The sequence below is a fragment of the Nocardioides sp. S5-5 genome (assembly GCF_054954065.1).
In genome coordinates this window covers 4,714,927-4,728,747 of the sequence record NZ_CP199913.1, presented here as the reverse complement: position 1 = coordinate 4,728,747, position 13,821 = coordinate 4,714,927, and the positions used below count along the sequence as shown (strand labels likewise).

Annotated in this window: 17 protein-coding genes; 9 read left to right on the top strand and 8 right to left on the bottom strand. The window is 72.3% G+C overall.

Annotated elements, in window-relative coordinates:
- Nucleotides 1–3: 3 nt before the first annotated feature.
- Nucleotides 4–231, bottom strand: coding sequence for a PspC domain-containing protein (locus ACUP6Y_RS22870; protein ID WP_462553278.1), 228 nt, complete (start codon nt 229–231; stop codon nt 4–6).
- A gap of 93 nt (nt 232–324) precedes the next feature.
- Between ACUP6Y_RS22870 and ACUP6Y_RS22865 the strand changes: the two genes are divergently transcribed.
- Together ACUP6Y_RS22865 and ACUP6Y_RS22860 are read left to right on the top strand one after the other, a co-directional pair.
- Nucleotides 325–1,131 (top strand): glycerophosphodiester phosphodiesterase family protein, encoded by an 807-nt coding sequence (locus ACUP6Y_RS22865; protein ID WP_462553276.1) that lies wholly within the window; start codon nt 325–327, stop codon nt 1,129–1,131.
- A 10-nt stretch (nt 1,132–1,141) separates the two neighbouring features.
- Nucleotides 1,142–2,077 (top strand): DUF5926 family protein, encoded by a 936-nt coding sequence (locus ACUP6Y_RS22860; RefSeq protein WP_462553275.1) that lies wholly within the window; start codon nt 1,142–1,144, stop codon nt 2,075–2,077.
- 77 nt (nt 2,078–2,154) lie between these two features.
- On the opposite strand, the gene ACUP6Y_RS22855 is transcribed toward ACUP6Y_RS22860, so the two are convergent.
- The 3 genes from ACUP6Y_RS22855 to ACUP6Y_RS22845 form a co-directional block, all read right to left on the bottom strand.
- Entirely contained in the window at nt 2,155–3,177 is a 1,023-nt protein-coding gene (locus ACUP6Y_RS22855) for an adenylate/guanylate cyclase domain-containing protein (RefSeq protein WP_462553274.1), read from the bottom strand.
- A 10-nt stretch (nt 3,178–3,187) separates the two neighbouring features.
- Nucleotides 3,188–3,559, bottom strand: coding sequence for a Crp/Fnr family transcriptional regulator (locus ACUP6Y_RS22850; protein ID WP_462553273.1), 372 nt, complete (start codon nt 3,557–3,559; stop codon nt 3,188–3,190).
- Between the two features lie 139 nt (nt 3,560–3,698).
- Nucleotides 3,699–4,529 carry a prephenate dehydratase gene (locus tag ACUP6Y_RS22845; RefSeq protein WP_462553272.1) on the bottom strand — a complete coding sequence of 277 codons (831 nt, stop codon included), beginning with the start codon at nt 4,527–4,529 and terminating at the stop codon, nt 3,699–3,701.
- Nucleotides 4,530–4,592: 63 nt separating this feature from the next.
- Here ACUP6Y_RS22845 and ACUP6Y_RS22840 point away from each other — a divergent pair, with 63 nt between their 5' ends.
- Nucleotides 4,593–4,991 carry a DUF4446 family protein gene (locus tag ACUP6Y_RS22840; protein ID WP_462553271.1) on the top strand — a complete coding sequence of 133 codons (399 nt, stop codon included), beginning with the start codon at nt 4,593–4,595 and terminating at the stop codon, nt 4,989–4,991.
- Here the strand turns inward: ACUP6Y_RS22840 and ACUP6Y_RS22835 are convergent.
- Complete coding sequence (locus ACUP6Y_RS22835) at nt 4,988–6,568, bottom strand: bifunctional phosphatase PAP2/diacylglycerol kinase family protein (protein WP_462553270.1); 1,581 nt, start codon at nt 6,566–6,568, stop codon at nt 4,988–4,990. The genes ACUP6Y_RS22840 and ACUP6Y_RS22835 overlap by 4 nt on opposite strands.
- 186 nt (nt 6,569–6,754) lie before the next feature.
- Here ACUP6Y_RS22835 and ACUP6Y_RS22830 point away from each other — a divergent pair, with 186 nt between their 5' ends.
- The 4 genes from ACUP6Y_RS22830 (at nt 6,755) to ACUP6Y_RS22815 (ending at nt 10,681) form a co-directional block, all read left to right on the top strand.
- Nucleotides 6,755–7,738: an aldo/keto reductase gene (locus ACUP6Y_RS22830; RefSeq protein ID WP_462553269.1), complete on the top strand. Its 984-nt coding sequence runs from the start codon at nt 6,755–6,757 to the stop codon at nt 7,736–7,738.
- Between the two features lie 170 nt (nt 7,739–7,908).
- Nucleotides 7,909–9,189 carry a serine--tRNA ligase gene (serS, locus tag ACUP6Y_RS22825; protein WP_462553267.1) on the top strand — a complete coding sequence of 427 codons (1,281 nt, stop codon included), beginning with the start codon at nt 7,909–7,911 and terminating at the stop codon, nt 9,187–9,189.
- Nucleotides 9,186–10,034, top strand: coding sequence for an HAD family hydrolase (locus ACUP6Y_RS22820; RefSeq protein ID WP_462553266.1), 849 nt, complete (start codon nt 9,186–9,188; stop codon nt 10,032–10,034). The genes serS and ACUP6Y_RS22820 overlap by 4 nt, the downstream gene beginning before the upstream one ends.
- Nucleotides 10,031–10,681, top strand: a complete 651-nt coding sequence (locus ACUP6Y_RS22815) for a hypothetical protein (protein WP_462553265.1) — start codon at nt 10,031–10,033, stop codon at nt 10,679–10,681. Before ACUP6Y_RS22820 ends, ACUP6Y_RS22815 begins: the two co-directional genes overlap by 4 nt.
- Before the next feature lie 4 nt (nt 10,682–10,685).
- On the opposite strand, the gene ACUP6Y_RS22810 is transcribed toward ACUP6Y_RS22815, so the two are convergent.
- A complete protein-coding gene (locus ACUP6Y_RS22810) occupies nt 10,686–11,294 on the bottom strand; it encodes a bacterial proteasome activator family protein (RefSeq protein ID WP_462553264.1) in 609 nt (202 codons plus the stop codon).
- A gap of 149 nt (nt 11,295–11,443) precedes the next feature.
- On the opposite strand from ACUP6Y_RS22810, the gene ACUP6Y_RS22805 reads away from it, so the two are divergent.
- Nucleotides 11,444–12,034: a hypothetical protein gene (locus ACUP6Y_RS22805; protein WP_462553263.1), complete on the top strand. Its 591-nt coding sequence runs from the start codon at nt 11,444–11,446 to the stop codon at nt 12,032–12,034.
- 10 nt (nt 12,035–12,044) lie between these two features.
- Nucleotides 12,045–12,431 carry a VOC family protein gene (locus ACUP6Y_RS22800; RefSeq protein ID WP_462553262.1) on the top strand — a complete coding sequence of 129 codons (387 nt, stop codon included), beginning with the start codon at nt 12,045–12,047 and terminating at the stop codon, nt 12,429–12,431.
- A gap of 12 nt (nt 12,432–12,443) precedes the next feature.
- Here the strand turns inward: ACUP6Y_RS22800 and ACUP6Y_RS22795 are convergent, their stop codons facing one another.
- Nucleotides 12,444–13,421, bottom strand: coding sequence for an NAD(P)H-quinone oxidoreductase (locus ACUP6Y_RS22795; protein WP_462553261.1), 978 nt, complete (start codon nt 13,419–13,421; stop codon nt 12,444–12,446).
- 26 nt (nt 13,422–13,447) lie between these two features.
- The gene (locus ACUP6Y_RS22790; protein WP_462553260.1) at nt 13,448–13,771 is read right to left on the bottom strand and encodes a DUF6457 domain-containing protein; all 324 of its coding nucleotides are present in this window, start codon (nt 13,769–13,771) and stop codon (nt 13,448–13,450) included.
- Nucleotides 13,772–13,821 lie beyond the last annotated feature (50 nt).

Here is a 13,821-nt window from a genome sequence, read left to right as displayed (position 1 = left end):
GTGTCAGCCGCGCGGCATCAGCCACCAGCCGGCGAGGTACACCAGCAGCGCGGCGCCGCCGGTGAAGACGGTCGCGGCGACCATCAGCAGCCGGACCACGGTGACGTCGACGTTGAGGTGCGCGGCGACACCGGAGCACACGCCGCCGATCATCTTGTCGTGCTCGCGGCGGGTCAGCCGTCGGGGCGAGGCGGGGTTCTGGGGACTGGAGTAGCTGTCGTAGTTGCTCATGCCTCAACGGTGCCTGGCCGGCTGCCGCGACACATCGGGGAACGACCCCGGTCCGACCCCGAACTCGACCCTGACACCTGCCACAATCGACCTGTGCCCACCGTCCGACCCCAGGTGGTCGCCCACCGCGGCGCCAGTCACGAGCTCGCCGAGCACACCCTGGGCGCCTACCTCGAGGCCCTCGACAGCGGGGCCGACGGCCTCGAGTGCGACGTCCGGCTCACCGCCGACGGGCACCTGGTGTGCGTCCACGACCGCGACCTGCGTCGTACCGCCGCCACCAAGGGCTTCGTGTCCACCATGGAGCTCGCGGACCTCTCCGAGCTCGACTTCGCCGCGTGGAAGAACCCGTGGGCCGACCTCGACGACGAGGCGCCCGAGGAGGACGAGAGCCTGCGTGGCGTGCTCACCCTGCGCAAGCTGCTGGAGACCGTCGCCGACTACGACCGACCGGTGGAGATGGCGATCGAGACCAAGCACCCGACCCGGTACGGCGGCCTGGTCGAGAAGCGCCTGGTCGACATGCTCCGCGACTTCGGCTGGGACCGGGCGGGGGCGCCGGTGCGGGTGATGAGCTTCTCGTTCACGGCGCTGCAGCGAGTCGAGCGGCTCGCGCCGGAGATCCAGCTGGTGCAGCTGCTCGACAAGGCGAACTACTGGCCGATGCTGCGCCGGGTGATCGGCCGGGACTGGATCGTCGGCCCGGGGATCAAGATGCTGCGCGAGCATCCGCGGGTCGGTGAGTCGATCGCCCGGTCGGGACGCGACGTCCACGTGTGGACGGTCAACGAGGACAAGGACCTCGACCGCTGCCTCGACCTCGGGGTGAAGGCCGTGATCAGCGACCGGCCGCGGTTCATGATCGACCTGCTGGAGCAGCGGTTCGGCCCTGCCGAGTAGGTTTCCGCGCATGGCGAAGAAGAACCGCACCAAGACCGCTGCCGAGACCCCTGCGGGCGAGGTCGGTCCCCGGCAGCCCTGCCCCTGCGGTTCGGGCAAGCGCTACAAGGCGTGCCACGGCGCGCCCGGCGGCGGCCAGGTCTTCGTCAAGCGGCCCTTCGAAGGCTTGGCCTCGGAGTGCGACATCGTCGCGCTGCGCGAGCTGGTCCCCGCCGCGACCGCCCCGCTGCCCCTCGCGGGCGAGTACGCCGACCGCGTGGTCCGGCTCTGCACGCTGCTCCCGATGGCGGCCCCCGCCCTGGTCCGCGACAGCGGCGAGGTCTGGCTCGGCCTGCAGGTCCAGCACAACTTCGGCGACCCGGCCCGCGACCTCGGCGCCGTGCTGCTCGAGGCGCTCGCCGCCGAGCCCGGCGCCGGCATGGTCGGCCTCACCGCGCCTCCCGGGCCCGGCCCGCGGCTGCAGGACCTGGTGGCGGGTGACGAGCTCGCGGTCGACGTACACGAGGGCTTCGACTACTGGGTCTCCGACATGGACGCCAGCTCCGAGCTCGCCCAGGCGCTCGAGCAGGCCGAGGGTGCCGCCGCGCCCACCGCGCGCCTGACCGGTGTCACCGCGGCGTACTGGACCCGGATGGGCGCCAAGGAGCACCTGCGCTGGGTGATGCCCGAGCCCGAGGACGCCCTGCTCGACGCCCTCGCCCGGCTGCACGTCTCCGGCGACGACGTCATCGTCCCCGACGCCCGGTTCGTCGGCATGTTCCGCGCCCACGGCCTGCTCGCCCCGGTCTGGGACCTGCCCGTCGGCACCGGCCCCGAGCCGCTCGAGGACGCCGCCACCGCGTTCAAGACCAAGCTCGACGCCGCCCTCGCCGACGGCTCCGACCTCACCACCGAGCAGCGCTCGGCCCGCAACGGCCTCGCCAACCGCCAGGTCACGATCCGCTGAGCCGGGTTGCAGGGATCGCCTCCTCAGAGGCGATCCCTGCGCTTCATGACCGTTGCAAAGGGCAAGAAGCGCAAGTCTCACCTCTGAAGAGGCGATTCCTGCAGCGCCCAGACCTTGAGCCGCGAGTACCCCTTCACCGACACTCGCCGCAGCCGCCGGAACCGGTACGTCCCGGTGTGCTCGTCCGCCTCGTCGTCCTCGCGCCCGGTGAGCGCCTCGTAGGCGCCGAGGTCGACGAGCACCGAGCTCGGGCGGGCCACCGAGGTGAGTCGGGCGGCGATGTTGACGACGGGGCCGAACACGTCGCCGAGGCGGGTCACCACCTCGCCGTACGCAATGCCGGCGCGGACCGCGGGGAACGGGTCGTCGGGGTCCGCGCCGCGGTGGGTGAGCTCGAGCGCGAGGTCGGCCATCGCCTCGGGTGACTCGGCCACGACGAGGAGCTCGTCGCCGATGTTCTTGATGATCCGCCCGCCGCGGTCGACGGTCAGGCCGAGCACGGTCGACTCGAACGACTCCAACCAGGTCACCAGCTCCCGGTCGCTGAGCGTGCGCGAGCGGGAGGTGTAGCCGACGATGTCGACGAAGCAGACGGCGAGCGTGCTCGACGTACCCGACGACGACTCGGCGAGCATCCGCGCGCTCGCGCTGAGCAGGTGGCGTCGCCACACGTAGGACTGCAGCTGCTCGACGCGCGGCATCACCTCGTCGAAGACGGCGAGCAGGCCCTCGGTCGGGTCGGCCCCGGCGTCGGCCGCGACCGCGGCCAGCAGCGTGACCTGCCAGTCGGCGAGCCGGGCGAAGCTGCGCCCCCAGGTGCGGACCAGGCCGTCTTGCCGCTCCTGGCTGAGGATCCCGAGCCGGATCAGGTCGTCGGTCAGCTGCAGCGCGCGGACGTCGGCCGTCGTGAAGGCCGCCTCGTCGTCGGGGACGTGGGCGAAGCCGAGCAGGTGCCACAGCTCGTTGGCGGTCGCGAGGGGTACGCCGGCCCGTTCGGCCACCTGCTCCTGGGTCAGCCAGGGCGCCTCGCCGAGGAGGTGCTCCTCGAGCGCGCCGACGACCCCGCCGTCGGCTGCGGCGGGGTCGTCGGGCGTGCGCATCGACGTGTGGTCAGGCGTTCCCGAGGCGCGACTGGGCGACCTCGACGAGGGCGTCGTGGAAGGCGGGCCACTCGGCGTCGAGCTCGCGCAGGGTCTCGTCGGTGAGGTGGATCGTGTCGAGCGGCGTGAGGGCCACGATGGTGGCGTTGCGCAGCTTCTGGCCGACGATCGCGGCCTCGCCGACGATGTCGCCCGCGCCGAGCTGGGCGATCTCGGCGCCGTCGCGCCGGACCGAGACGGTGCCGCCGAGGATGACGTACGCCTTGTCGGCCGGGGTGTCCTCCCAGATCGGCGACCAGCCCTCGGGGAGCTTCACCCGCCGTCCGGTCGCGCTGATCCGCGCGATCTCCTGAGGCGAGAAGTGCTCGAAGAACGTTGCCATGCTGACCCTTTCGCTGTGCCTTCTCTCTCCCCGACTGTCACCGCCGACCCTAGTGCGCCCGACGCCGGTGCGGGAGACACCTGTCACAACGTGTCCGGGACACGTGCGTTATCCCGGCGTACGACGGTCCGGGCGCTCCTCAGCCCCGGAACGGGTCCGCCGGGTAGACCCCGAGCACCAAGATGTCGGTGGTGAAGAAGGTCAGCTCCTCCAGCGCCCGCTTGAGGCCCGGGTCGTCGGGGTGCCCGTCGACCTCGGCGAGGAACTGGGTGGCGGCGAACTCGCCGCCGACCATGTAGCTCTCCAGCTTGGTCATGTTGATGCCGTTGGTGGCGAACCCGCCGAGCGCCTTGTAGAGCGCCGAGGGCAGGTTGCGGACGTTGAACACGAAGCTGGTGACGACCGGGCCGTTGCCTTGTGGGGCCATCACGTAGTCGGGGGAGAGGAGCACGAACCGGGTCGTGTTGTGGTCCTCGTCCTCGACGTCCTCGCGCAGGATCTCCAGGCCGTAGATCTCGGCGGCGAGCGGCGGGGCGATCGCGGCCTGGGTGGGGTCGCCGGCCTCGGCGATCTCGCGGGCGGCGCCGGCGGTGTCGCCGGAGATGATCGGGGTCAGCCCGAGCTCGCGGATCACCTTGCGGCACTGGCCCAGCGCATGCACGTGGCTGTGGACGGTCCGCAGCGTCTCGGTGGACGTGCCCGGGACCACCATCAGGTGGAACTGGATGCGCAGGAAGTGCTCGGCGATGATGTGCAGGCCCGAGTCGGGCAGGAAGTGGTGGATGTCGGCCACCCGCCCGGCGATCGAGTTGTCGATCGGGAGCAGGGCGAGGTCGCAGTCGCCGCCGGCCACGGCCGCGAAGACGTCCTCGAAGGAGGCGCAGGCGACCGCCTCGGCGTCGGGGTACTGCTGCTTGCACACGATGTGCGAGTTGGCGCCGGGTTCCCCCTGGTACGCGATACGGACCATGCGGCAAGGGTAGTGGCGGCGCGTGGTCGCCCTGCGCCGCGTCTCGTTGACTACGGTCGCCCCATGGCCGTCGTCCTCGCGCTCCTCGCTCTCCTCGTGGCCGTCGGCGCCCTCGTCGTGGCGATCCGCAGCGGACGCGGCGGCGGCACGACGCCCGCCGACGACCTGCCCGCCGACGCCGCCGGGCTGCGCCGCGAGGTCGCCGCGCTGCGGGCCGAGGCGGTCGGTGCGCTGCGCCACCTGGCCGTCGTCCGGTACGACGCCTTCGACGAGATGGGCGGGCGGCTGTCGTGGTCGCTGGCCCTGCTCGACGACAGCGGCGACGGCGTCGTCCTCACCTCGATCCGGGGCCGCAACGAGGCCCGCACCTACGCCAAGTCGGTCGCCGGCTGGGCCGGCGACCAGGAGCTCTCGCCGGAGGAGGCCGAGGCGGTCGCCCACGCGCGGCTCGCGCGCAGCTAGCTGCGCGGCACCCGCACCAGCACCCGGCCGTGGATGCACTCCATCCGCAGCTCCGAGCCCAGCCCGATCGTGTCGCCGTCGAGCTGGCGCGGCACCTCGCCCGACGCGCGTACGACGACCTTCCGGCCGGTCATCCGCGCGACCGACTCGCCGGCGTTGCGCTCGCGCCGGGTCATCACCCGCAGCACGAGCGGGATCCAGCTCAGGAAGCGCCGCGGGTAGAGCAGCACCACGTCGAGCTGGCCGTCGTCGATGGTGGCGTCGGGGAGCAGGTTCATGCCGCCCTGCAGGCTGCCGACGTTGCCGATGACGCAGGTGCGGGCGCGGTGCTTGGTGAAGGGGCCGTCGTCGACGGAGATCTCGAGCTTCATCGTGGGGAACATCAGCCCCTTGAGCGCGGAGAGCACGTAGGCGAGCCAGCCGACCTTCTTCTTGAGGTCCTCGTTGACGCCCTCCATGATCGCGGCGTCGAAGCCCATGCCGGCCATCACCATGAAGTGGGTGGGCTCGAGGCCGTCGCCGTCGACCTCGACCATGTCGATGGCCCGGTCCTGGCCGGTGAGGGCGATGTCGATGGCGGCCCGGATGAACAGGGGGATCTCGAGGTTGCGGGCGAGCAGGTTGCCGGTCCCGGCGGGGACGACGCCCACCGGGATGCCGGTGCCGGCGAGCTCGGCGCACACCTCGCGCACGGTGCCGTCGCCGCCGCACACGATGACCAGGTCGGCCCCGTCGACGGCCGCCTGCTCGGCCTGGCCGGTGCCGGAGTCCTCGACGGTGGTGAGGTACCAGCGTGGTGCGTGCCAGCCCGAATCCAGGGCCAGTTGGGTCACCAGGGTCTGGAACTGCTCGACCGACTCGACCTTGATCGGGTTCAGTACGACGGCCAGCCGGCGCGCCGACGGGAACGGCTCGGGCAGCGGCTCGGCCTTCAGCGCGTGGCTGCGGGGGAGCGGGTTGTAGAGCGCCACCCCCAGCAACAGCACGCCGACGCCGAGCAGGGTGCCGCCGACCACGTCGCTGGGGTAGTGCCGCCCCAGCAGGATCCGGTCCGCGGCGACCAGCGCCCACACCAGCACCGCGAGCGTCGAGAGCAGGCGGCGCATGCCCGGGCGTCGTACCAGCATCACGGCCAGCAGCACCACGAGGCCGGCGAACGCGGCGGCCGCTGAGGTGTGGCCGGACGGGAAGGCGTTGGAGTGCAGGAAGTACTCGGGGTCCTGCCACACGGGGCGGCCGCGGCCGACGAGCACCTTCGCGCCGTACGTCAGCAGCGCGGTGGCGGCCATCACGGCCGCGACCAGGATCCCGGCCCGCCGGTGGCCCTTCACGAACAGGGTGATCGCGAGGACGGCGGTGATCGCGGTCATGCAGGCGGTGCCGAAGACGATCTCGATGGCCCGCAGCGGGTGGTCCAGCCAGCCCTGGTCGCCGGCCCAGCCGCGGGCCGACTCGCCGCGGCCGTCGAGGTCGAGCACCCAGGTCCAGTCGGCGGCGACGGCTCCGGCCACCGCGGCGAACAGGGCGAGCAGGATCAGCGAGGCCAGCAACGGGGTCCGGCGGGGTCGGTCGAGCACTAGTGGTCATCTCCGGAAGTTCTTCGGGCGTCCCGCACCCCGGGCACGCGCCTGGCGGCGTTGGCGTCGTCCGTTGGACGACAAAGTACGACTTCGCTCCGCCGCCTTGTCATGCACGCACCCGGAGCACGGGACGCCTCCGAACAGCTTGCGGAGATGACCACCCCCGGAGGATAACGTCGAGCCATGACCGCCCCCTCTTCTGTGACCCTGGGCCGCTCGGGCCTCGTCGTGTCCCGCATCGGCCTCGGCTGCAACAACCTCGGCCGGCCCGGCGCCGCCACGGAGTCGCAGGAGGGCACCGACCGGGTGATCGGCGCCGCCCTCGATGCCGGGATCACCTTCTTCGACGTCGCCGACGTGTACGGCGCCACGCCGGGCCTCTCCGAGGAGCGGCTCGGGGCCGCCCTGGGCTCCCGCAGGTCCGAGGTGATCGTGGCCACCAAGTTCGGGATGGACATGCGCGGCGTCAACGGCCCCGACTTCGGCGCCCGTGGCTCGCGCCGCTACCTCCGCACCGCCGTCGAGGCGTCGCTGCGCCGGCTCGGCACCGACTGGATCGACCTCTGCCAGTTCCACACCCCCGACCCGCGCACCCCGATCGAGGAGACCCTCTCGGCGCTCGACGACCTCGTGCGCTCGGGGAAGGTCCGCTACCTCGGGCACTCCAACCGGTCGGGCTGGCAGATCGCGCAGGCCGAGTACGTCGCCCGCGAGCTCGGCGTCGAGCGGTTCGTCTCCGCCCAGAACCACTACAACCTCACCGACCGACGCGCCGAGCTCGAAGTGCTGCCCGCGTCCCGCGCGTTCGGGATCGGCGTGCTGCCGTACTTCCCGCTCGCCAACGGGCTGCTCACCGGCAAGTACGCCTCCGGGAACGCCCCCGCCGGCACCCGGCTCGCGAAAACCCGCCAGCACCTGCTCGAGGACGCCGTCTCGCCGACGCTCAAGGCTTACTCGTCGTTCGCCCGAGAGCGCGGGGTCTCCGAGGTGACGGTCGCCATCGGCTGGCTGCTCGCCCAGGACCCCGTCGCGTCCGTCATCGCCGGCGCCACGTCCCCCGAGCAGGTCGTCGCCAACGCCGCCGCCGACCAGTGGGTCCCCACCGCCACCGACCTCGCCGAGCTGGATGCCCTCTTCCCCGCCCCCGACCCCGTCGCGCTCTACTGACGGGCTCCAAGGGGTGCAGGAATCGCCGCTTAAGTGGCGATTCCCTCACCTCTTGACCGTTGCTACGGTCAAGAAGCAGCAGTTTCGCCACTCAGGCGGCGATTCCTGCACGGCGCCCCGCAGCGAAACCGATGCGCGCCGAGTCGGAGGCGGCGGATAGCCTGAGCCGCATGATCGACCCGCGCATCCTCCGCGACGAGCCCGACCGCGTCCGTGCCTCGCAGGCCAAGCGCGGGGGGTCTCCCGACGTGGTCGACCGGGCGCTCGAGGCCGACGCCGTACGCCGCGCCGCGATCGCGCGGTTCGAGGAGAAGCGCGCCGCGCAGAAGACCTTCGGCAAGCAGGTCGCCCAGGCACAGGGCGAGGAGAAGCAGGCGCTGCTCGCGCAGGTCAAGCAGCTCTCGGCCGACGTCAAGGACCTCGAGGCCGCGCAGGCCGACGCCGACGAAGCCTGGACCACCGCCCTGAAGGCGATCCCCAACGTCGTCGCGGAGCAGACCCCGTCCGGCGGTGAGGACGACTTCGTGGTCCTCGAGCAGATCGGCACCCCGCGCGACTTCGCCAAGGAGGGCTTCGAGCCGCGCGACCACATCGAGCTCGGCCGCCTGCTGGGGGCGATCGATCTCGAGCGCGGCGCCAAGGTCAGCGGCAGCCGCTTCTACTTCCTCACCGGCGTGGGTGCCCAGCTCGAGCTGGCGCTGGTCAACCTCGCCATGGAGCAGGCGCGCAACGCCGGCTTCACGCAGGTGATCGCCCCCTCGCTGGTCAGGAGCGAGGCGATGGAGGGCACCGGGTACCTCGACCAGGGCGGCGGCGAGGACATCTACCGGATCGAGGGCGAGGACCTCTACCTCGTCGGTACGTCGGAGGTGCCGATGGCGGCGTACCACTCCAAGGAGATCCTCGACGGCGACAGCCTGCCTCGCCGTTACGCGAGCTTCAGCCCGTGCTTCCGCAAGGAGGCCGGCTCGCACGGCAAGGACACCAAGGGGATCATCCGGGTCCACTGGTTCGACAAGGTCGAGATGTTCGTCTACACCACGCTGGAGGACGCCGAGGCCGAGCACCAGCGGCTGCTCGCGTGGGAGAAGGAGTTCCTCGACAAGCTGGAGCTCGCCTACCAGGTGGTCGACATCGCAGCCGGCGACCTCGGCGGCAGCGCGATCCGCAAGTTCGACTGCGAGGCGTGGATCCCGACCCAGGGCAAGTACCGCGAGCTCACCTCGACGTCCAACTGCACCGACTTCCAGACCCGCCGCCTCGACACCCGCGGCCGGTTCGGCGACCGGACCGGGCCGATCGCGACGCTCAACGGCACGCTCACCGCGATCACCCGCGCGATCGTCGCCGTCCTCGAGACCCACCAGCAGGCCGACGGCTCGGTCCGGGTTCCCCAGGCGCTGCAGCCGTTCCTGGGCGGCCTCGAGGTGCTGGAGCCCGTGGCACGATGAGCGACTGGCAGCCCCGCCTCGTCGCGCTCGACATCGACGGCACCCTGCTCAAGTGGGTGGCGGGGCTCGGCATGAGCCACGAGGAGGTCACGCCGGCGGTCCACGACGCCGTCCAGCGGGTCCTCGACTCGGGTGCTCACGTCGTGCTGTCCTCGGGCCGCGCGCCCCACAACATGACGGTCGTCGCGGACATGCTCGATCTGCACGGCCACGGCGAGCAGCTGTGGATCGTCGCCGCCAACGGCGCGGTCGTGCTGCGCTACCCGCCCGCCGAGGTGGTCCACGAGGTCACCTTCGACGCGCGCGCTGCCGTCGCCGCGGTCCTCGAGCAGCACCCCGACGCGCTGGTCGCGGTCGAGGAGCGCGGGGTCGGCTACCGCGTGTCCGGCCCGTTCCCCGACGGCGAGCTCGGCGGTACGACGATCATCGCCGACGTCGACGACATGGTCGCCCAGCCGGTCAGCCGCGTGATCATCCGTGACCCGTTGGCCACCGCCGAGGACTTCGTGGCGCTGGCCGCCAACCTCGGCCTCCACGGCACCGACTACGTCGTCGGCTGGACCGCCTGGCTCGACCTCGCCCCGGTCGGGGTGTCCAAGGCCTCCGGCCTGGAGTACGTCGCGCAGCAGCTCGGGGTGGACCGCGCCGACGTGCTGGCGATCGGTGACGGCCGCAACGACATCGAGATGCTGCAGTGGGCCGGCCGGGGCGTGGCGATGGGCCAGGCCGTCGACGAGGTGAGGCGGATCGCCGACGCGGTGACCGACTCCGTCGACGACGACGGCGCCGCGGTCGAGATCGGACGCTGGTTCCCCGCCGCCGGATCTGGTGGGATGGGCCTGTGAAGGCCGCCCCTCGACTGCTCCGCGCTGCCCTGCTCGCGGTGCCGGTGGCACTGGTCGCGCTGCCGGGCGCCGCTGCCGGTGCCTCCGGCGCCTCCGGTGGGCTGCCGGCGGACTGCGCCCCCCTCGACATCACCAACGAGACCGCCCTCGACCAGAGCGCGGCCGCGGCCGACGACGTCTTCGTGGGGCAGGTCGACGCGGCGGCGCCGGTGACCGGGTCGGGCCGGGTCGGCTACGGGGTCACCGTCGAGCGCGCGTGGCTGGGCGACGTCGCCGAGGGCCAGCAGGCCGCGGTGACGATCGAGTGGCCGGTGGGTGCGCAGCCGGGCGTGACCCAGGGGGCGTCGTACCTCTTCTTCACGAAGGACACCGTCGACGGCATCGTCGCGGACGCCTGCGGCGGCACCGTGCTGCTGCCGAAGGGCCTGACTCCGAAGGTCGCGGCGATGCTCGAGAAGTACCTCGCCTCGGTCGAGCCGCCGCCCGCCCCGGAGCCGTCCCCCGAGCCGGTGAGCTTCCACCAGCCCGACGATCCGCTGGGCGACCCGCCCCAGATCGGGCGGGTGGTGGCCTCGGGTGCCGCGATCAGCCTGATCGGCCTCCTCGGCCTGCTGGTGGTCTCGCGGCTCGGCCGCCGCCGCTCCTGACGGGTTAGAGGTACATCCCGCCCGACGACGGCTGCTCGCCCCCGGGCTGCTCGGTCGCCGCCTGCTCCGGGGACTGCGGGCCGGGGGCGCCGGGACCGCCGAGGCTCATCCCCGGCGGCAGCGCGCGCCGGATCTGCTCGAACTGCGCACGAGCCGCCATCTGCTGGGCGTAGATCGCGGTCTGGATGCCGTGGAAGAGCCCCTCGAGCCAGCCGACCAGCTGGGCCTGGGCGATGCGCAGCTCACCCTCCGACGGGGTCGCGTCCTCGGAGAACGGCAGCGAGAGCCGCTCGAGCTCCTCGACCAGCTCGGGGGCCAGGCCCTGCTCGAGCTCGGCGATCGACGAGCGGTGGATGGCGGCGAGGCGGCTGCGGCTCGCCTCGTCGAGCGGGGCGGCCTTCACCTCCTCGAGGAGCTGGCGGATCATGCTGCCGATCCGCATCACCTTGGCCGGCTGCTCGACGAGGTCGGTCAGCGCCCGCTCGCCGTCGTCGTCCCCGCCGTCGGCCGCACCGGCCTGTTCGACGGCGGACGCCGGCACGGTGCCGATCGGCTGCCCGTCCGGCCCGACGACGACGATCTGCTCTTCGCTCCCGGAGACGTTCTCGCTCATGCCCCCAACTTACTCATCCCCCCGTTGGGCGATGGCAGGGATGCCCGCGAGGCGTAGGTTGCCGATGGGCCCGGCCGGGCCCGGTGCGTGCGGCCTCGACCGGTCCAGCGGACAGCCATGTCCCGACCCGACGACCGAGGAGCAAGCACATGTTCATCCAGATGATCCAGGGCCCCTGCACCCGGCAGGACGAGGTCCAGCAGATGCTCGACGAGTGGCGGCGCGACCTGGCCCCGGGCGCGACCGGCTGGCTGGGCGGCACCCACGGCTTCACCGACGACGACCAGCTGATGGCCGTGGTCCGCTTCACCGACCGCGACGCGGCGATGGCCAACTCGGCGCGCCCCGAGCAGGGCGCGTGGGCCGAGCGGATGGCCGCGCTGATGGACGGCCCGATGACCTTCCACGACTGCGACGACGTCACCCTGTTCCTGGCCGGCGGCTCCGACGACGCCGGCTTCGTGCAGATCATCACCGGCAAGGTCGACGACCCCGGCCGCTTCAAGGCGATGCTGGCCGACACCGAGACCCTGCACGAGATGCGTCCCGAGATCCTCGGCGGCACCCTCGCGATCGAGCCCGACGGCTCCTTCGTCGAGACCGTCGCGTTCACGACCGAGGCGGAGGCGCGGGAGGGGGAGCGGGTCGAGCCCCCGGCCGACGTACGCCGGGAGCTGGAGTACGCCCTGACCGGGGCCACCTTCCACGACCTGCACCACCCGCGCTTCCAGAGTGCCTGAGGGGCATCCGATGCTGTTGGAGGGCTGTCAGGTCACGGCCAACATCCCGGCCGCGGACCTCGACCGGGCCCGCCGGTTCTACGCCGACACCCTCGGGCTGGAGCCGTACGACGAGAACCCGGGCGGGCTGGTCTACCGCACCGGCGGGACGGACTTCTTCCTCTACGAGACCCAGGAGGCGGGGAAGGCCGGGCACACCATCGCCCAGCTCCACGTGGCCGACGTCCGTCCGGTGGTCGACGAGCTCAGGGCACGGGGACTGACCTTCGAGCACTACGAGATGCCCGGTGTCGTCTGGGACGGCGACGTCGCCGGGATGGCGGGGATGGGCCATGCCGCCTGGTTCAAGGACAGCGAGGACAACATCTTGTGCCTCGACGACCGCAGACCGGTCTGATCCCAGGCTGCGTCAGGGGGTGAGCAGGACCTTGCCGACGGCGTCGCCGGACTCGATCATCCGGTGCGCCTCGGCGATGTCGTCGAGGGGGAGCACGGCGGAGACGACCGGCTGGATCGTCCCGTCGGCCACGAGCGGCCACACGTGCTCGACGACCGACGCGCAGATCCGGGCCTTCCCCTCGACCGGACGGGACCGGAGCGCAGTCGCGATCACCGCGCCGCGCTTCGACAGCAGCCGGCCGAGGTCAAGCTCGGCCCTGGTGCCGCCCTGCATGCCGATCACGACCAGGCGGCCCTCGTCGGCGAGGACGTCGACGTTGCGGGAGAGGTACTTGGCGCCCATGTTGTCGAGGACGACGTCCGCGCCCGCGCCGCCGGTCGCCGCTCGGACGACCTCGACGAAGTCCTCGTCGCGGTAGTTGATCGCCACCTCGGCCCCGAGCTCGCGGCACCGCTCGAGCTTCTCCGCGCTGCCCGCGGTCGTGAAGACCCGGGCGCCGGTCGCGGCGGCGAGCTGGATCGCGAAGGTGCCGATCCCGCCGCCCCCGCCGTGGACCAGGAAGGCATCGCCGGGGCGCAGCCCTGCGACCATGAAGACGTTCGACCACACGGTGCAGGCCACCTCGGGCAGCGCTGCAGCGGTGACCAGGTCGACGCCGTCGGGGACCGGCATCACCTGTCCCGCGGGTACGACGACCCGGCTCGCGTACCCGCCGCCGGCCAGCAGCGCGCACACCCGGTCGCCGACGGACCAGTCCGTGACGCCCTCGCCGAGCGCGGCGACGGTGCCGCTGCACTCCAGGCCGATCACGTCCGAGGCGCCGGGCGGCGGCGGGTAGAAGCCCTGCCGCTGCAGCAGGTCGGCCCGGTTGACCGCGGTCGCGGCCACGTCGAGCAGCACCTCGCCGGGTCCCGGGACGGGGTCGGGCAGCTCGGTGACGACGAGGGTCTCGGGACCGCCCGGGGCGGACTGGGTGACGGCACGCATGGGTGCAGTCTGGCAGGCGTGGCCGGTCAGACCAGCGAGTCCTCGTCGGAGTAGTCGGCGTCCGCGAGCTCCTCGATGTCGACGTCCTCGTCCTCGTCGGCGGCCGCGCCCGCGGGCCGGTCCCACGACTCGGCCAGCGCCTGCGCCCTCGCGGCGAGCCGCTCGACGGCATCGGGGTCGGCGCCCTGCTCGCCGGCGGCGAACCCGAGCAGGAAGGCGGTCACGAGCCCCGCGGCCGGATGGACGTTCTCGACCGCGATGCCGGCGAGGTCGCCCAGCAGCCCCTCGTCGGCCTCGGCTTCGATGTCGAGGGCGTCGCACAACTCATCGATCCAGTCGTGGAGGTTCACCTGACCAGAGTGACCCGAGGGCCCGGCCGGTGCAAGGTTTTCGCGGCACC